The sequence below is a fragment of the Streptosporangium sp. NPDC006013 genome (genome assembly GCF_040614275.1).
In the GTDB taxonomy this organism is placed as follows: domain Bacteria; phylum Actinomycetota; class Actinomycetes; order Streptosporangiales; family Streptosporangiaceae; genus Streptosporangium.
On record NZ_JBEXUE010000203.1, the window covers coordinates 1 to 16997 of the forward strand.

At 69.6% G+C, this 16997-nt stretch carries 16 protein-coding genes and 1 pseudogene; 7 read left to right on the plus strand and 10 right to left on the minus strand.

All coding sequences use genetic code 11. From position 1 onward, the window contains the following. The 3 genes and pseudogenes from ABZ260_RS27495 to miaA form a co-directional block, all read right to left on the minus strand. Positions 1–583, minus strand: a pseudogene (locus ABZ260_RS27495) (hypothetical protein); the annotation flags it as partial. Between the two features lie 147 nt (positions 584–730). Next, positions 731–1537 (minus strand): diaminopimelate epimerase, encoded by an 807-nt coding sequence (gene dapF / locus ABZ260_RS27500; RefSeq protein ID WP_355623330.1) that lies wholly within the window; start codon positions 1535–1537, stop codon positions 731–733. A 180-nt stretch (positions 1538–1717) separates the two neighbouring features. Then, positions 1718–2623: a tRNA (adenosine(37)-N6)-dimethylallyltransferase MiaA gene (gene miaA, locus ABZ260_RS27505; RefSeq protein ID WP_355623333.1), complete on the minus strand. Its 906-nt coding sequence runs from the start codon at positions 2621–2623 to the stop codon at positions 1718–1720. A gap of 72 nt (positions 2624–2695) precedes the next feature. Between miaA and ABZ260_RS27510 the strand changes: the two genes are divergently transcribed. Next, the gene (locus ABZ260_RS27510; protein ID WP_355623336.1) at positions 2696–2971 is read left to right on the plus strand and encodes an antitoxin; all 276 of its coding nucleotides are present in this window, start codon (positions 2696–2698) and stop codon (positions 2969–2971) included. Between the two features lie 36 nt (positions 2972–3007). On the opposite strand, the gene ABZ260_RS27515 is transcribed toward ABZ260_RS27510, so the two are convergent. From ABZ260_RS27515 to miaB, 4 genes are all read right to left on the minus strand, one after another. Then, positions 3008–3523 (minus strand): methylated-DNA--[protein]-cysteine S-methyltransferase, encoded by a 516-nt coding sequence (locus ABZ260_RS27515; protein ID WP_355623339.1) that lies wholly within the window; start codon positions 3521–3523, stop codon positions 3008–3010. Positions 3524–3621: 98 nt separating this feature from the next. Beyond that, positions 3622–4311, minus strand: a complete 690-nt coding sequence (locus ABZ260_RS27520) for a hypothetical protein (RefSeq protein ID WP_355623342.1) — start codon at positions 4309–4311, stop codon at positions 3622–3624. A 140-nt stretch (positions 4312–4451) separates the two neighbouring features. Then, positions 4452–4997, minus strand: coding sequence for a hypothetical protein (locus tag ABZ260_RS27525; protein WP_355623345.1), 546 nt, complete (start codon positions 4995–4997; stop codon positions 4452–4454). A gap of 327 nt (positions 4998–5324) precedes the next feature. Continuing rightward, positions 5325–6818: a tRNA (N6-isopentenyl adenosine(37)-C2)-methylthiotransferase MiaB gene (gene miaB / locus ABZ260_RS27530; RefSeq protein ID WP_355623348.1), complete on the minus strand. Its 1494-nt coding sequence runs from the start codon at positions 6816–6818 to the stop codon at positions 5325–5327. A 173-nt stretch (positions 6819–6991) separates the two neighbouring features. Here miaB and ABZ260_RS27535 point away from each other — a divergent pair, with 173 nt between their 5' ends. The 5 genes from ABZ260_RS27535 (at position 6992) to ABZ260_RS27555 (ending at position 12382) form a co-directional block, all read left to right on the plus strand. Then, positions 6992–7747: an amino acid ABC transporter ATP-binding protein gene (locus ABZ260_RS27535; protein WP_350913155.1), complete on the plus strand. Its 756-nt coding sequence runs from the start codon at positions 6992–6994 to the stop codon at positions 7745–7747. A gap of 66 nt (positions 7748–7813) precedes the next feature. After that, the gene (locus tag ABZ260_RS27540) at positions 7814–8605 is read left to right on the plus strand and encodes a glutamate ABC transporter substrate-binding protein (protein ID WP_355623352.1); all 792 of its coding nucleotides are present in this window, start codon (positions 7814–7816) and stop codon (positions 8603–8605) included. A 59-nt stretch (positions 8606–8664) separates the two neighbouring features. Next, entirely contained in the window at positions 8665–9333 is a 669-nt protein-coding gene (locus tag ABZ260_RS27545; protein WP_355623355.1) for an amino acid ABC transporter permease, read from the plus strand. Further along, positions 9330–10274, plus strand: coding sequence for an amino acid ABC transporter permease (locus ABZ260_RS27550; RefSeq protein ID WP_355623358.1), 945 nt, complete (start codon positions 9330–9332; stop codon positions 10272–10274). Before ABZ260_RS27545 ends, ABZ260_RS27550 begins: the two co-directional genes overlap by 4 nt. 230 nt (positions 10275–10504) lie before the next feature. Continuing rightward, complete coding sequence (locus tag ABZ260_RS27555) at positions 10505–12382, plus strand: prolyl oligopeptidase family serine peptidase (protein WP_355623361.1); 1878 nt, start codon at positions 10505–10507, stop codon at positions 12380–12382. Between the two features lie 72 nt (positions 12383–12454). Here the strand turns inward: ABZ260_RS27555 and rny are convergent, their stop codons facing one another. The 3 genes from rny to recA all read right to left on the minus strand — a co-directional run bounded on the left by rny (position 12455) and on the right by recA (position 16289). Further along, positions 12455–14065: a ribonuclease Y gene (gene rny, locus ABZ260_RS27560; protein ID WP_355623364.1), complete on the minus strand. Its 1611-nt coding sequence runs from the start codon at positions 14063–14065 to the stop codon at positions 12455–12457. Positions 14066–14350: 285 nt separating this feature from the next. After that, complete coding sequence (gene recX / locus ABZ260_RS27565; protein WP_355623367.1) at positions 14351–15145, minus strand: recombination regulator RecX; 795 nt, start codon at positions 15143–15145, stop codon at positions 14351–14353. A gap of 13 nt (positions 15146–15158) precedes the next feature. Continuing rightward, a complete protein-coding gene (gene recA, locus ABZ260_RS27570) occupies positions 15159–16289 on the minus strand; it encodes a recombinase RecA (protein WP_355549042.1) in 1131 nt (376 codons plus the stop codon). 326 nt (positions 16290–16615) lie between these two features. On the opposite strand from recA, the gene ABZ260_RS27575 reads away from it, so the two are divergent. After that, positions 16616–16894: a hypothetical protein gene (locus ABZ260_RS27575; protein ID WP_355623369.1), complete on the plus strand. Its 279-nt coding sequence runs from the start codon at positions 16616–16618 to the stop codon at positions 16892–16894. Positions 16895–16997: the final 103 nt, after the last annotated feature.

A 16997-nucleotide genomic window follows, 5' to 3' on the forward strand; every position in this document is an offset into this window, starting at 1 on the left:
TCCAGGCGGCGCCGTCCCGGCCGTCCGAGGTGAAGGAACCCCAGACGTAGCCGGTGGGGACGACCGCGGCCACGGCCTTGACGCCCGGAACGTGCTCGACGCGCCCCGCGTCGAGAAGCGCCGCGACATAGTGCTCGGCGACGGAGGCGAAGGCCAGCGAGCCGGGCTCGACCTCCAGTGCCGAGAGCGCGGCCAGCCGCTCGGCGGCGTAACCGGGGCCGTCGGCGTTCGCCTGGGCGAGGGCCAGCGCCACGACGGCACCGGGCGCGGCCGGGCATTCGCGAACGTCCTCGCGCCTGGTGAACTCGACCAGTGCCTCGGCGTCGGCGATCGCGACCGCCCCCTGCGCGCGGTCGCCGATACGGCCGATCAGATGCCAGTAGCGGGCGTAGAACTCCAGCCAGGGCATCTGCAGGTTCTCCGCCTGCTGCGCGATCGCGGGCGCGAGCACGTCGAGCTGCGCGTATCGGCCTTCCAGCGCCTGCGCGGGCACATCTCCGATCGCCATAGCCAGACCGGTGTTACCTGCTTCATGCAGTTGCCGCTGGGTGTCGCCCACCCAGGCCCAGATGTCCACGTCCATGAGACGTCAGTCTGCCAGGTCGGGAAGCATGCCCCAAACGACTTGGCGATCCCGCACGGTCCAGAGGGGCGGCGTTACGGCTTCCGCCCGCACGACTTGGAGCGTGACCTCACCGGACCCGACGCGCCCGCGACGGTGCCGCGCGGGTCAGAGCGTGATCTCACCGGACGCGACGAGGACGGCGGGCCCCGCCAGGTAGCTGGTCCGCTCGTCCAGGGTGACGGTGACGGTGCCGCCGAGCACCTCGACCGCCCAGGTGCCACTGGTCTCACCGGCCAGTCGCGCGGCGGCCACGGCCGAGGCGACCGCGCCGGTGCCGCAGGAGCGCGTCTCACCGGAACCGCGCTCGAAGACCCGCATGACGACCCGGCGCGGACCCACCGGATTGAGCAGCTCGATGTTGACTCCGGAGGGGAACACCTCGGGATCGAACGCGGGCTGGTGGCTCAGGTCGAGCTGGGCCACCGGGTCGCCGATGACGCAGGCCAGGTGGGGGTTTCCCATGTCGACGTGGATGCCTTCGTACTCGTGGCCCGCGACGATCGCGCGGCTCGACCCCAGCACCCGGGGCGGGCCCATGTCGACGGTCACGTCCCCCGTCTCCGCCAGCCGTACGCGCCTGACCCCCGTGCGTGTCGCGACGCCGAACTCCCCTGGCGCGGCGAGCCCCTCGTCGACCAGGTAACGGGCGAAGACCCGCATCCCGTTGCCGCACATCTCGGCGATGCCGCCGTCGGCATTGCGATAGTCCATGAACCACTCAGCCTCGCCGGCCTGGCCGGACACCTCCGGGCTGAGCTTCGTCCGCGTCACCCGTAGCACGCCGTCCGCGCCGATCCCGGCGCGCCGGTCGCACAGCGCCGCCACGAGTGTCGCGGGCAGCTCCAGCTCACCGTCCGGGTCGGGAAGGATGACGAAGTCGTTCTCGGTGCCGTGCCCCTTCGCGAATCGCATGCCCCAACTCTATCCAGGCCCGCGTCCGCCCCCGTCGCCCCGGGGAACGGCCCGTCCTCCGGCGCATCGGCCGGGGAACCGCCGGATCGCCGGCCGGCGCGTCAGAGCGGGTCAGGCCGGTTCGGCGTGGTTCCCGGTCCCGCCCGGCCGGGAAGGTCAGCGCCGGGAAGGTCAGCGCGGTCAGCCGCGAATCGCGGCTAGCGCGCGTCCCAGCAGCTCGGGTTCCTGCTGGGGGAGCCAGATCACCCGGGGGTCGCGACGGAACCACGACTCCTGACGGCGGACGAACCTGCGCGTCGCCCGTACCGTCTCCTCCTTCGCCTCCTCCTCGGTGCACTCACCGCCGAGGAAGCGCAGCACCTGCGCGTACCCGAGGGCACGACTGGCCGTGCGGCCTCCGGCGAGCCCATGTGCGGCGAGCTCCCTGACCTCGTCCACCAGCCCGGCCCGCCACATGCGCTCGACCCGCGCCTCGACCCGGGCGTCCAGCACCGCCCTCGGCACCTCCACCCCCAGCTGAACGCTGTCGTAGACGGCGTCGTACGACGGCATCGTGGCCGAGAACGGCCGCCCGGAGATCTCGATGACCTCCAGTGCGCGGACGATCCTGCGGCCGTTGCTCGGCAGGATCGTCTCGGCCGCCTTGGGGTCGCGCTCGCGGAGCCGCTCGTACAGCGGGGCGGGGCCGTGCAGGTCGAGCTCGGCCTCCAGCAGGGCACGGACCCGCGGGTCGGTACCGGGGAACTCCAGGTCGTCCAGGGCGGCCCGCACGTACAGCCCGGACCCGCCCACCAGGATCGGCACCACCTCCTTGGCCCGCAGGTCGTCGATCAGCGGCCGGACCAGCGACTGGTACTCGGCCACGCTGGCGGTTCTGGTCACGTCCCAGATGTCCAGCAGGTGGTGGGGAACCCCCCGCCGCTCCTCCATGGAGAGTTTCGCCGTCCCGATGTCCATACCTTGGTAAAGCTGCATCGAGTCGGCGTTTATCACCTCGCCCCCCAGTTCGAGGGCGAGATCCACGGCCAGATCGGACTTTCCGGCGGCGGTCGGGCCGACGACGGCTATGACGGGTAGCTGAGGCACGGGGTAATTCTGCCAACTCGCTGGGTATGGGGGAGAGGCGATGCATCCCGTGCATCGGGATTGGGGGACATCATGTCCATCTTCGACAAGGTCAAGAACATGCTGGGCGGCGATGCCAAGACCGAGGAACTCGTCAAGAAGGGCATCGACAAGGCGGAGCAGATCGCCAGGGAGAAGACCGGAGGGAAGCACGACCAGCAGATCAGCACTGCCGCGCAGAAGGCAAGGGAGATGGCTGACAAGATCGACGATCAGCCGGGCACGACACCCGGCACCGGCCAGGGCGGCGCCGCGCCCGATCCCGGTCAGACCGGCCGGCCCGACACGCCTCCGGCCTACGGCCCGTAGGCGCCGGCCGCACGATGGAGCGGATCCCGATCCCGGTCAGTCCCAGTCGAGCGTCGGCTGCAGATAGCCTTCCAGGGTCAGCAGCCACCGCTTCGACTCCACGCCTTCGCCCCCGCTGAACCCGCCGAGGCCGTTTCCGGCGACCACCCGGTGGCACGGCACGATGACGGGGATCGGGTTGGCTCCCATGATCGACCCGATGGCCCGCGCCGGAACGCCCGTCCCGCTCCGGGCCGCCAGTTCCCCGTAGGTCACCGTCTTGCCATACGGCACCGTTTCGTACAGCGTGCCGAGCACCCTGCGCTGCACCGGCGAGGTCAGCCGCCAGTCCACCGGCACGCCGAAGACCTTCAGCCTGCCCTCGTAATAGTCGCCCAGCTCGGCGAGCACCCCGGCGGTCCTGCCTGGATCGTCCACCTCGTCCAGCCTCAGCCGCTCAAGCGCGCGGGTCCTGAACGCCGCCGGGTCACCCCAGCCCACGCTCACCACCCCCTCCTCGGTCACCGCGACGACCATGTCCCCCAACTGCGTCGCGACACTCCCGAACGCCACGGTTCCCACCATCGACCTCACATCCCCGTCACCTCGGGCACGGCGCCCATCCGTCACCGTGACCACTGCGGCCTACCTGTTCGTTGCCATCTCGCACGTCAGTCCGTCGGCGGGGCCGTCCGTTCCGTCCAGCGGGCGGCGAAGTAGCCGACGCCGTAGGGCGCGTCGTCATAGAGGAGCTCTCCGCGCAGGGCGCTGCCGCAGCCGCCCAGGACCTGCAGGGCCGCACGGCCGGCGACCCACAGCTCGGCGGCCTCTCCGGGGTCGAGCGGCGGGATCTCGGCGCGGGCCAGCGCCAGGGCGATCGCCCTGTTGTACGGCTCGGCACGCGAGTCCAGATAACCGGGGGACTTCTCGGTGAGGCAGGCCGAGCCGTCGGCCATGACGAGCATCGCCACGCGACCGGCCGTGGCCGCCAGCCGCTCGCCCAGGGCCGCGCACTCCGCCGGGGGCGCGTCGAAGGAGATCGCATGAAATGCCGAGGCGGTCAGGTGCTCCCTGTCGAGGAGCCAGCGGCCGACCGACAGCGACAGTGGCAGGACGGGCTCCCCCGCGCCGCTTCGCACGTCGACGCCCCAGGGAGCGAGGCTTCCCGCGGCGTCCGCGCCATACGTGACGGTCCGGTCCGCGCCGCCGACCACCACGATCGTGTCGGCTCCGGCATCACGCAACGCGCCGAGCGCGGCCGCGCAGGCCGCCCTGAGATCGTCGAGTTCCACAGCCGCCGCTCCGGCCAGTTCGGGGAGCAGCAGCGGGGGGTGCGGGCACACGGCCGCGGCGACAAGCACCCGGCCAGACTAACCGAGTCCTCCCGGGGAGCCGCCCCGGGAAAGAGCGCCGGGGCACGGTGATTCGCTCAGCGCGCCCCGGCGTCCCGCTCATGACCGAAAGCCGCGCGGAGGCAGGAGGCACGGCTGTCGGCCCCGTGTCAGCCGCCGCTCGGGCCCTGGGGGTGCACGTAGCCGGTGGCGCCGTCGGCACGGGGGTCGTCCGGAACCTCCGGTGGCTTCTGGGGACTGCTCTGCTGCTGCGACGGCTTGTCCGCCGCGGGTTTCCCTGCGGCCGAATCGGCTCCCGACTCGTTCTGGCCCGTCCGGTCGGTGCCCGTGCCCGCGTCGGTACCCGCGCCTCCGGTGGAGGTGTCATCGCCGCCGGAGGCGGTGTTCGACTCCTTCTCCGGCTTCTGCTTCTCCTCCTGCGGCGCGTTCTGGTCAGGCTCGGGGTTCTGGGCGGCCTCCTGGGCGCTCTCCGGCGCCCTTGGCGGCGGCGCTCCAGGGTCGTCCTGGCCGCCGTTCACGACGGCGAAGACGACGCCCCCGCCCAGGAGGGCGGCGGCGAGGACGGAGAAGACGGCTATGGCCGGGCCGCTTCTCCGCTGGGATCTGCGGGACCTGCGTGGTTTGCCGGGCTCACCGGCGGGACCGGTAAGGATCTCTGTTTCTCCGGGACCGCCCGGAGATGGAGGGACATGCATGGGGAAAACTCCCTGCGGTTCTCGGGGGGAAACCTCCTCGGTTTCCGAAGGGTGCCGAACCACAGTAACCACAGTGGGGAAATGCTCACACACCAATCACAAATGAATCACGAAATATCGTCCCTTAGAGGACTCACGATGTCATCGTCCGCGTATGCCCTGGCAGGGAAGGTGACAGCGCCGAAATCCCCGCTCCCGCAGGGGATTCCCACTATTCGATCATGAGCGTACGTCCCCCCGGAAGAGCCACCTCCGCAAGGGACGTCCCGGGGAGATCCGTCCGGAAAAAATCTCAGCGGAGGCGTACCCGAAGCCTCGTGCGGGACCTCAGGTGGCGGAGCAGCCCGAGATGTCCGGGAGCGGAGCCGGGCGGCCGATCGAGGGCATGCCGAGCATGACACCGGAGCCGGAGCCCGCCGGGGCACCCTGGCGGGCCTCCCAGGCATCGCCCGCGCGGGTACGGCGGAGCCTCAGGGCGGGACCGTCGGCCACCAGGTGGTGCGGCGCCGCGTAGGTGACCTCGGCGCTCACCACGTCGCCGGGGCGCGGGACCTCGGCCCCCGGGGTGAAGTGCACCAGGCGGTTGTCGGGGGCCCGCCCCGACATGCGCCTGGTCGCCTCGTCCTTGCGACCCTCGCCCTCGGCCACCAGCACGTCGAGGGTCCGGCCGACCTGCTTCTTGTTCTCCGCCCAGGAGATCTCGGTCTGCAGGGCGACGAGTCGCTCGTAGCGCTCCTGCACGACCTCCTTGGGGATCTGGTGGTCCATGGTGGCGGCAGGGGTGCCCGGCCTGATGGAGTACTGGAAGGTGAAGGCATTGGCGAACCGCGACTCGCGCACCACGTCGAGGGTGCCCTGGAAGTCCTCCTCGGTCTCGCCGGGGAAGCCCACGATGATGTCCGTGGAGATGGCCGCGTCGGGCATGGCGGCGCGGACCCGCTCGATGATGCCGAGGTAGCGCTCGGCCCGGTAGGAGCGGCGCATCGCCTTGAGGACCCGGTCGGAGCCCGACTGCAGCGGCATGTGGAGCTGGTGCATCACATTAGGCGTCTCGGCCATGGCCGCGATGACGTCGTCGGTGAACGCCGCCGGGTGCGGGCTGGTGAAGCGGACCCGCTCCAGCCCCTCGATCTCGCCGCAGGCCCGCAGCAGCTTGCCGAAGGCCAGCCTGTCTCCGAACTCCACACCGTAGGTGTTGACGTTCTGGCCGAGGAGGGTGATCTCCAGCACGCCCTGGTCGACCAGGGTGCGGACCTCGTTGAGGATGTCGCCGGGGCGGCGGTCCTTCTCCTTGCCGCGCAGGGCGGGCACGATACAGAACGTGCAGGTGTTGTTGCAGCCCACGGAGACCGACACCCAGGCGGCGTAGGCGGACTCGCGCTTGGTCGGCAACGTGCTCGGGAAGGTCTCCAGGGATTCCTTGATCTCGACCTGGGCCTCCTGCTGGACGCGCGCGCGCTCGAGCAGCACCGGCAGCGAGCCGATGTTGTGGGTGCCGAACACCACGTCCACCCAGGGCGCCCTGCGGACGATCTCTCCCTGGTCCTTCTGCGCCAGGCAGCCGCCCACGGCGATCTGCATGCCGGGATTGCCGACCTTCGAGGGGCGCAGGTGCCCGAGGTTGCCGTAGAGCTTGTTGTCGGCGTTCTCCCGTACGGCACAGGTGTTGAACACGACCACGTCGGCCGTCTCCCCCTGGGCCGCCGGAACGTATCCGGCGTCTTCCAGCAGACCCGACAGACGCTCGGAGTCGTGCACGTTCATCTGGCACCCATAGGTACGGACCTCGTACGTGCGGGCGCTCTCCACGGTGGCAGTCATCTCACGACAAGGGTAGGCGCTCCGCCGAACCTTCGGGTACGGCCCGCCATCGGCCCGACTCAGGGTAACGGGCACGTCACCGTCCGCCGATGACCAGAAGGTAAGCAGGCCGTGATCTGATCGGTACCGCAGGGTTAGCACGGGGTGCCCTTTACAGAATTACGTTATCCACCATGACGGAGAACGGGGACAAGACTCCTTTGGTGGTGCTCGAAGGCGTCAACAAGCACTTCGGCAGCCTGCACGTCCTTCGGGACATCAACCTGACGATCTCTCGTGGTGAGGTCCTCGTCGTCATCGGCCCCTCGGGGGGCGGCAAGTCGACCCTCTGCCGGACGATCAACCGGCTGGAGACGATCGACCAGGGGACCATCACCTTCGACGGGCAGCCGCTCGCCGCCGAGGGCAAGGCACTGGCCAAGCTCAGGTCCGAGGTGGGAATGGTGTTCCAGTCCTTCAACCTGTTCGCCCACAAGACGATCCTGGAGAACGTCACGCTCGGGCCGATCAAGGTCCGCGGCATCGCCAGGGCCGACGCCGAGCGGCGGGGCATGGAGCTGCTGGAGCGGGTGGGCATCGGCGCGCAGGCGTCGAAATACCCCGCACAGCTCTCCGGAGGCCAGCAGCAGCGCGTGGCCATCGCCCGCGCCCTGGCCATGGACCCGAAGATGATCCTGTTCGACGAGCCGACCTCGGCGCTGGATCCCGAGATGGTCCAGGAGGTGCTCGACGTCATGATCAGCCTTGCCCAGGAGGGCATGACGATGATGGTCGTCACCCACGAGATGGGCTTCGCCCGCCGCGCGGCCGACCGCGTGGTCTTCATGGCCGAGGGCCAGATCGTGGAGGAGAACACCCCCGAGGAGTTCTTCACCAACGCCCGGACCGACCGGGCCAAGGACTTCCTTTCCAAGATCCTCACTCACTGACGGCTCTGTTCAACCCTGAGGAAAGACGAGGTAGCAAGAATGCGTGTACGTCGTATTGGAGCCGTGGTGATCGCAGCCGCCGCGGCGATGGCCGGCCTGACCGCGTGCGGTGACGGCGGCAGTGGAAGCGACAAGTTCGTCGTGGGCATCAAGGTCGACCAGCCCGGCCTCGGGCAGAAGCAGCCCGACGGCTCCTTCAAGGGTTTCGACGTCGACGTGGCCAGGTATGTCGCCAAGGAGCTCGGCTACGCCGACGACAAGATTGAGTTCAAGGAGGCCATCTCGGCCAACCGTGAGTCCTTCATCCAGCAGGGCCAGGTCAACGCGGTGATCGCGACCTACTCGATCACCGACGACCGCAAGAAGAAGGTCTCCTTCGCCGGCCCGTACCTGGTCACCGGCCAGGACATCCTGACCCGGGCGGACGACACCACGATCAGCAGTGTCGAGGACCTCAAGACCAAGAAGGTCTGCGGCGCTCAGGGCTCGTCCTCTCCCGCGCGCCTGGTCGAGAAGTTCGGCGACGAGTGGAAGAGCCAGTTCCTCACCGAGCAGCAGGGCTACGGCGCCTGCCTGCCGCTGCTGGAGAACAAGCAGGTTGACGCGATCTCCACGGACGCGACGATCCTGGCCGGCTTCGCCGCCCAGTCCCCCGGCAAGTTCCGCCTCGTCGGCCAGCCCTTCTCCGAGGAGAAGTACGGCATCGGCCTGAAGCTGGAGGACAAGGAGACCCGCGAGAAGGTCAACGCGGCGGTGGAGAAGATGTTCCAGGACGGCAGTTGGAAGAAGGCCGTCGACGCCAACTTCGGGGAGTTCGGGAAGTTCTTCACCACCCCGCCGGCTGTCGATCGCTACTGACCGGTCACATCTCGGCCGGGGCGCGCGGACGCCCCGGCCGGTGACCACTGGAGGGACGAGTGCAGGCACTCTTCGATGAATTCCCGGTCATTCTGGGCGCTTTCTGGCTGACGATCCGGCTCACCCTCGCCAGTGGGCTGGTGGCGCTCGTGCTCGGGACGATCCTCGCGGGGATGCGGGTCAGCCCGTTACCTGTGCTGCGCGGAATCGGCACGACGTACGTGAACGTCCTGCGGAACACCCCGCTGACCCTGGTGATCGTGTTCTGCGGGCTGGGCCTCGGCCTGGTCCTGGACGTCTCGTTCTCCACGAGTTTGTCCACCAACTACATGTGGCTCTCCATCATCGGCCTGTCCGCCTACACCGCGGCGTTCGTCTGTGAGGCGATCAGGGCCGGGATCAACACGGTGCCGGTCGGCCAGGCCGAGGCGGCCCGCGCCATCGGGCTCACCTTCAGCCAGAACCTGAGGCTGATCGTGCTGCCCCAGGCGTTCCGCGCGGTGATCGCCCCGCTGGGCAGCATCCTGATCGCGCTGACCAAGAACACCACGATCGCCGCCGCCATCGGGGTCGGAGAGGCGTCCCTGACGATGAAAACGCTCTTCGAGGCGCACGGCGACGCGGTCGTGCAGATCTTCGCCGGGTTCGCGCTGGGCTTCCTGATCCTGACCCTGCCGACCGGGCTGCTGTTCGGCTGGCTGGCCAAGCGTCTGGCGGTGGTCCGATGACCGCGGTGACCACCGAGCGCACCCGGCGCCCGGCGCGCGGGCGCGCCCAGAGCTCCGAGCGCGTCAGCGTCCTGTACGACATTCCCGGCCCCAGGGCCAGGATCCGCAACACCGTGCTCACCGTGCTGGTCATCGCCGCCACGCTGTTCGCGGTGTACGTGATGGTGACCAAGCTCGACGAGAAGAACCAGCTCAGCGCCGAGATGTGGACGCCGTTCCTGCGCGGCGACGTGTGGCTCAACCTGATCCTGCCCGGCCTGCTGAACACGCTCAGCGCGGCCGCGGTCGCCGCCGTGATCGCGGTGCCGTTCGGCTTCGTCTTCGGCATCGGCCGGCTCTCGGAACGGGCCTGGATCCGCCTCGCGGCGGGTGCGGTGGTCGAGTTCTTCAGGGCGATCCCGCTGCTGATCATGATCTTCGCGGTGATGTTCGGCGGGAGCGCGGTCTTCGGGCTCACCGTGACGCCGTTCACCGCGGTGGTCGTCGGCCTGGTCCTGTACAACGGCTCGGTGCTGGCGGAGATCGTGCGGGCGGGCATCCTGTCGATCCCCCGGGGACAGCGGGAGGCCGCGCTGGCGGTCGGCCTGCGTCCCGGTCAGGTGATGCGGATGATCCTGCTGCCGCAGGCTGTCACCGTGATGATGCCGGCCATCGTCGCGCAGCTGGTGGTGCTGCTGAAGGACACCGCCCTGGGCTTCATCGTGTCGTTCGAGGACCTGCTGAACGCGGGGGCGCGCGTGCTGCCCTCCAACTTCAACAACATCATTCCTGCGGTGATCGTCATCGCGATCATCTACATCATCATCAACGTGATGGTGGGCACCGTCGCCACCTGGCTGGAGGTGCGGAGCCGTCGCAGCAGGAAGACGGCGGCGCAGCCGATCGCCCGGCCCGACTCACCGACCGCGGTCGAGGGCGGCCCGGGAAATCCGGCGCCGTAGAAACCACAGCGGTCGAGGGCGGTCACCGGGTCCGGTGGCCGCCCTCCTCCCATGTCGGGCCGGGTGCTCCGCGGCAGGTGATCCGGCCTGTGAAAGAGGTCGGATCAACTACCTCAACCCCCCTCATTCCCCCCCGATCCTGCGGCTCGCGCCAGCCGCCGACGGCATATCTCTGGTGACGCGAGCGTGATACCGGCGACACGGAGCGGGTTATCGGGCAGGATTGCGCCATGTCCCCCGAGCAGGCCATCCTGCCGTACGCCACCTGGCCCTCGCCGATCTCCACTTCCGACGTCGCCCGCTCCGGGCTGCGCCTCGGGTTCCCGACGGTGCTCGGCGAGGAGGTCTGGTGGACCGAGGACCGTCCCGCCGAGGGCGGGCGGACCACCATCGTGCACCAGAGCGCGGACGGCACGCGGCGCGAGTTGCTGAGCGCGCCGTGGAGCGCGAGGACCAGGGTCCACGAGTACGGCGGGCGGTCGTACGCGGTGGTGCCCGGCGAGGGCCTGGTGTTCACGAACTTCACAGACCAGCGGCTCTACCTGCTGCCCACCGATGGCGAGCCCCGGCCGCTCACACCCGAGCCCGAGCAGCCCGCCGCCCTGCGCTACGCGGACCTCCTCGTCCACGACGGTCAGGTCTGGTGCGTCAGGGAGCGGCACGACGACGGCGAGGTGAGCCGGTCGATCGTGTCGATCCCCCTCTCCGGCGAGGTCGAGCCCCGCGAGCGGATCAGCGGGCACGACTTCTACGCCTCCCCCACCGTCTCCCCCGACGGCGAGCACCTGGCCTTCATCTGCTGGAACCATCCCCAGATGCCGTGGAACGGTACCGAGCTGCGGGTCTGCCGGCTGGCCGACGGCACCTCCTGGAAGGTCAAGGGGGGCATCTCCGAGTCGGTGCTCGCCCCGCAGTGGCGTGACGAGCGGCACCTCTACGCGATCTCCGACTGGTCCGGCTGGTGGAACCTCTATCTGGTCGGGATATACGGCACCGCGACCCGGGCGCTCTACCCGGCGGAGGAGGAGTTCGCGGGCCCGCTGTGGCAGCTCGGCGCGACACCGTACGCGCTGATGGCCGACGGCAGCCTCGCGGTCCTGCACGGGCTGGGCGGTCTGCGGCTGGGCGTCTTCGACCCGGACAGCGGCCTGCTGAGCGACCTGGACGTGCCCTACGACGGCTGGGATCCGGTGCTGGCCACCGACGGGCACGCCCTGGTCGGTATCGGGTACGGCCCGGCGCTGTCCCGCTCGATCGTCCGGGTCGACACGGTGACCGGCGGCGCGCAGGAACTGCGCAGGGACATCAACGAGCTGCCCGACCCCGCCTACCTGCCACTCCCCAGAACCGTGGAGTTCGAGAGCCGGTTCGGGCGCGAGGTGCACGCGTTCCTCTACCCGCCGTCCAACCCCTCGGCGCGCGGCGAGGGCCCCCCGCCGTACGTCGTGTTCGTGCATGGCGGGCCGACCGGGCACAGCGTCGGAGCGCTCGACCTGGAGAAGGCGTTCTTCACCAGCAGGGGCATCGGGGTGATCGACGTCAACTACGGCGGTTCCACCGGCTACGGCCGCGCCTACCGCGAGCGGCTGCGCGGCCAGTGGGGCGTGGTCGACGTCGAGGACTCGATCGCCGCGGCCGAATGGCTGGCCGCGGAGGGACTGGCCGACCCGGCGCGGATCGCGATCCGGGGCGGCAGCGCGGGCGGCTGGACGGTCATGGCGGCCTGCTGCACGTCCGACGCGTTCGCCGGGGGCGTCTCCTACTACGGCATAAGCTCGCTCGCCACGTTCAGCGCGACCACCCACGACTTCGAGTCACGCTACATCGAATGGCTGATCGGCCCGGAAGATCCTGTTCTGTACGCCTCGCGCGAGCCTCTCGGCCAGGTGGCCGGGGTGAGCTGCCCGATGCTGCTCCTGCAGGGCCTCTCCGACCCCGTGGTCCCCCCTGAGCAGTCGCAGGCCTTCGTCGACGCCCTCGCCGAGCGTGGCATTCCCTGCACCTACCTCACGTTCGAGGGCGAGGCCCACGGCTTCCGCCGCGCCGAGACCCGCAGCGCGGCGCTGGCCACCGAGCTCGCCTTCTACCAGCAGATCTTCCACGTCTGAACGCTCACCTGCGGCCACCCGCCCCCGGCACGAGTCTCCGTCCGGCGGGCGACCTTTCGAGTGCCGGGCCGGTCAGCGGGCGAACTCGGTGGCCCGGGACTCACGGACGACCGTGATGCGGATCTGACCGGGGTAGGTGAGCTCCTCCTCGACCTGCTTGGCGACGTCGCGGGCGATCACCTGAGCCTGGATGTCATCGACCGAGCCCGGCTTGACCATGACCCTGATCTCACGGCCCGCCTGCATGGCGAAGACCTTCTCGACCCCCTCATAGGAGGCGGCGATCTCCTCCAGGCGCTCCAGCCGCTTGACGTAGGCCTCCAGCGACTCTCGGCGGGCGCCCGGACGGCCGCCGCTGATCGCGTCGGCGGCCTGGGTGAGGACGGCCTCGACGGTCTTGACCTCGACCTCGTTGTGGTGGGCCTCGATGGCGTGGACCACGTCCTCGTGCTCGCCGTACCGCCTGGCGATCTCGGCGCCGATGAGCGCGTGGCTGCCCTCGACCTCGTGGGTGAGGGCCTTGCCGATGTCGTGCAGGAGCGTGCAGCGCTTGAGCAGCGTCGTGTCGAGCCGCAGCTCGGCCGCCATGATGCCGGCGATGTGGGCGGACTCGATGAGGTGGCCGAGCACGTTCTGACCGTAGGAGGTGCGGTAGCGGAGCTGGCCGAGGAGGGTGACCAGCTCGGGGTGCATGTCGGTGATGGCGAGCTCCACCAGGGCGTCCTCCCCCGCCCGCACGCACAGCTCCTGGACCTCGGCCTTGCTGCGCTCGTGGGCCTCCTCGATGCGCTGCGGATGGATGCGGCCGTCGAGGACGAGTTTCTCCAGGGTCAGCCGCGCGGTCTCGCGGCGGACCGGGTCGAAGCACGACAGCAACACGGCTTCCGGCGTGTCGTCGATGATCAGGTTGACTCCGGTGGTCGACTCGAAGGCACGGATGTTACGGCCCTCGCGGCCGATGATGCGCCCCTTCATCTCGTCACCCGGCAGGTGCAGGACGCTCACGACGGACTCGGCGGTCTGCTCGGTGGCCACCCGCTGGACCGCCAATGTAACGATCTTGGTGGCGCGCTTCTCGCCCTCCTTGCGTGCCTCGCTCTCGATCTCCCTGACGATCAGGGCCGCCTCGCGCTTGGCCTGATTCTCGATCTCCCGGACCAGCTCGGTTCTGGCCTGGTCGCCGGTGAGCCCGGACACCCGCTCCAGGATGGCCTTGCGCTCCTCGGCCACCCGTTCGAGATCCTCGCGGCGATCGGCCAGCTCGGTCTCCGTCTCGGCGAGCTTGCGGGCCCGGTCGGCCTGGCGCCTGGCCTCATCGTCGAGGCGCTGCTCCCGCTCGGCCAGCCGGTTCTCCCTGCGTTCGAGGTCTGCCCGGAGTTCCTTGAGCTCGTATTTCAGCACCTTGCCCTCGGCCTCGACCTCCTTGCGCATCTCGGCCGCCGCCTCGACCGCCGACTCCGATTTGCGCAGGAGCTCTCCGGCGTCGTCCTGGGCCTTCGCCCGGATACCGGCGGCCTCACGCCTGGCCTCCTCCAGCTGGGCCGAGACCTCGGCCTCCTGCTCCGAGGTGAGGCCCCTGGGCCCGGCTCCTCCGATGCGACGCAGCAACACGACCAGCACGGCTGTCATCACGACAAGAGCCACAACCGCCACTGCCAATATGACGACCACGACCGGATCCATGCGCGCCTCACCTTCCTCGCGTCGCAAATATCAAGCACACGAGGGGTCACACGCACGGCACGGAAAGCTCAAGAGACGGCGCTGTCGGGACAGAAGTGAGCCCAGAGGGATCACTCACCGGCTTTTCCCGCCGGCCCGCTCTCTCGCCCTCATCCGCCAAGCCTGCTTGTCCGTATTACACCGCTATGACAATCCGCACTGCGCGGAGTAACTCCTCACTGCCGTTGAGATTAAGCGTCAGAGAGGTAACGAGCAAGCAAAGACCTGGCGTCAGGCTGCTTTGAGCTAGTCGAGGGGATAGCCCGAATCTTCCGTGAATGGCGCTGTTTCTGCCTCATCATCCTCCAGCACTTCGCGGATAACGCGAAACGCCAGGCCAGGGCCGTATCCCTTCCGGGCGAGCATGCCGGCCAGCCTGCGGGTCCTGACCGCTGGGTCCAGGCCGCGGGTCGAGGAGAGCTTGCGCCGCACGAGGCCACGGGCGGTCTCCGCCTCCTGCTCGGGGTCGAGCTGCTCCATCGCGTCCTTCACGGTCTCCTCGGCCACCCCCCGGTGCCGGAGCTCGGAGGCAAGGGCCTTTCTGGCAAGCCCCCGCCCGGCATGGCGAGAGCTCACCCATGCCGCGGCGAACGCCTCGTCGTCGATGAGCCCGACCTCGGAGAAGCGCTCCAGCACGGCGTCCGCCGCCTCCTGGGGCACCTCACGCTTGCGCAGCGCCTCCGCGAGCTGAGCTCGGGTGCGCGGCGCCATCGTCAACAGCCGCAGGCAGATCGCCCGCGCCACCGCCTGCGGATCGGCCCCGGCTCCCTTCCTCGCGGGAGATTCCTCGACCGGTCCGTCAGGAAGGGCGCCCGGGGAACCGCCCCCGGACCGTCGCCCACCACGCCGGGAGCCACGTCCCTTCCGGCTTCGCGGCTCGCCACCGGCAGGACCTGCGGCCTCCCCCTCGGAAGCGGGGAGACCATCGCCCCGCCCCCGCCCGCTTCTGCCCGGCGAGCCGACCTGGGGCTCGTCGGGCCAGGCACCCCAGTCTCTCGGCCCGACCTCACCGGGCGGACCGAGGTCGGCTCCCATCATCATCGTTCAGCCCGAATCAGGCGTCACCCGGCTTGGGAGTGGCCGCCTTGGAACCGCGACCGGACGCGGCGGCCGCCGGAGCCGGACCGGAACCACGGCCGGACGCGGCGGTCACCGGAGCGGCGGGCGGCGGGGTGGCCGGGCTGTCGACGCGCGGGCCGACGCCGAGCTTCTCCTTGATCTTCTTCTCGATCTCGTTCGCCATGTCCGGGTGGTTCTTGAGGAAGTTTCGCGCGTTCTCCTTGCCCTGGCCGAGCTGGTCGCCCTCGTAGGTGTACCAGGCTCCGGACTTGCGGACGAAGCCGTGCTCCACACCCATGTCGATCAGGCCGCCCTCGCGGGAGATGCCGACGCCGTAGAGGATGTCGAAGTCGGCCACCCGGAAGGGCGGGGCCATCTTGTTCTTGACGACCTTCACCCGGGTGCGGTTGCCGACCGCCTCGGTGCCGTCCTTCAGCGTCTCGATACGGCGGATGTCGAGACGGACCGAGGCGTAGAACTTCAGCGCCTTTCCACCGGTCGTGGTCTCGGGCGAGCCGAACATGACGCCGATCTTCTCGCGGAGCTGGTTGATGAAGATCGCGGTGGTGCCGGTGTTGTTGAGCGCGCCCGCGACCTTGCGCAGCGCCTGGGACATCAGGCGTGCCTGGAGGCCGACGTGGCTGTCGCCCATCTCACCCTCGATCTCGGCCTTGGGCACCAGGGCCGCGACCGAGTCGATGACCAGCAGGTCGACGGCGCCGGACCGGATCAGCATGTCGGCGATCTCCAGCGCCTGCTCGCCGGTGTCCGGCTGGGAGACGAGCAGCGCGTCGGTGTCGACGCCCAGCTTCTGGGCGTACTCGGGGTCGAGCGCGTGCTCGGCGTCGATGAACGCGGCGATGCCGCCGCCACGCTGGGCGTTGGCCACCGCGTGCAGGGCGATCGTGGTCTTTCCCGAGGACTCGGGACCGTAGACCTCGACGATGCGGCCGCGCGGGAAGCCCCCGATGCCGAGCGCCACGTCGAGCGCGATGGAGCCGGTGGGGACCACCTCGATGGGCGCCCGGGTCTCGTCGCCCAAGCGCATGATGGAGCCCTTGCCGAACTGCCGCTCGATCTGAGCGAGCGCGGTCTCGAGCGCCTTCTCGCGGTCGTTAGCTGCCATGGGAGCCCCCCTGGAGGGTCGCGGGTTGGATCGGTTGCCAGAAAGCTACGGGGTGCCGCCGACAATTTCGGGAGGGCACGCCAGGAGTGACGGCCTGTTCAATATAGCCGAACGACTGTTCGATCGCGGCCCGTTGGCATCACGTGTTCCGGGAACCGTGATCCACCGCGGGACTCTTCCGCACAGGGCCGGTCACAGACCCGGGAGCGTGGCCGCGAGGAGCGCGGACCCATCCGGGAGGCGACATTTCCGGGAATTGTCCTGAGCCTGTTGTAACCAGGCTGACCTGGGGTGATCCTGAGGGGAAACGACCCGAGGTGCCCGACGTGCCCAACACGTTCACGCAGCAACGCCTAGCCCATCTCGACTCCCTGGCCGCCGAACTGCGACAACGGGGGCTGGTGAGCCGCACCCTCGGAGGCGCCGCTCCGGTGTTGTGGGTATGGCATCCGGACAGCGGCCGGCAGACCATCGTCTTCGCCACCCCCGTCAGGGACGGCTGGCTGTTTCTGTGGTCGCCGGACGGCGAGGAGAGTGCCGACGACCCCGTGCACGCGGCCGGCTCGGTGGAGAGACTTCTCGCTCCACCCGCGGAGCCCTCCTGACCGTCCCCGGCCACTCCTCAGCGGCCATTGGCTGGACCACGGTGGCCAGGGTGGTCCGTGGTCAGGTGCTCTCGCTCCGGGAGAAGGAGTACGTGTCGGCGGC

What these genes read in the sequence shown, in the direction of transcription:
- dapF (WP_355623330.1), bottom strand. Translation starts at nt 1,537, where the DNA reads ATGCGATTCGCGAAGGGGCACGGCACCGAGAACGACTTCGTCATCCTT.
- ABZ260_RS27510 (WP_355623336.1), top strand. Translation starts at nt 2,696, where the DNA reads ATGTCCATCTTCGACAAGGTCAAGAACATGCTGGGCGGCGATGCCAAG.
- ABZ260_RS27525 (WP_355623345.1), bottom strand. Translation starts at nt 4,997, where the DNA reads ATGCATGTCCCTCCATCTCCGGGCGGTCCCGGAGAAACAGAGATCCTT.
- miaB (WP_355623348.1), bottom strand. Translation starts at nt 6,818, where the DNA reads ATGACTGCCACCGTGGAGAGCGCCCGCACGTACGAGGTCCGTACCTAT.
- ABZ260_RS27535 (WP_350913155.1), top strand. Translation starts at nt 6,992, where the DNA reads ATGACGGAGAACGGGGACAAGACTCCTTTGGTGGTGCTCGAAGGCGTC.
- ABZ260_RS27550 (WP_355623358.1), top strand. Translation starts at nt 9,330, where the DNA reads ATGACCGCGGTGACCACCGAGCGCACCCGGCGCCCGGCGCGCGGGCGC.
- ABZ260_RS27555 (WP_355623361.1), top strand. Translation starts at nt 10,505, where the DNA reads ATGTCCCCCGAGCAGGCCATCCTGCCGTACGCCACCTGGCCCTCGCCG.
- rny (WP_355623364.1), bottom strand. Translation starts at nt 14,065, where the DNA reads ATGGATCCGGTCGTGGTCGTCATATTGGCAGTGGCGGTTGTGGCTCTT.
- recX (WP_355623367.1), bottom strand. Translation starts at nt 15,145, where the DNA reads ATGATGATGGGAGCCGACCTCGGTCCGCCCGGTGAGGTCGGGCCGAGA.
- recA (WP_355549042.1), bottom strand. Translation starts at nt 16,289, where the DNA reads ATGGCAGCTAACGACCGCGAGAAGGCGCTCGAGACCGCGCTCGCTCAG.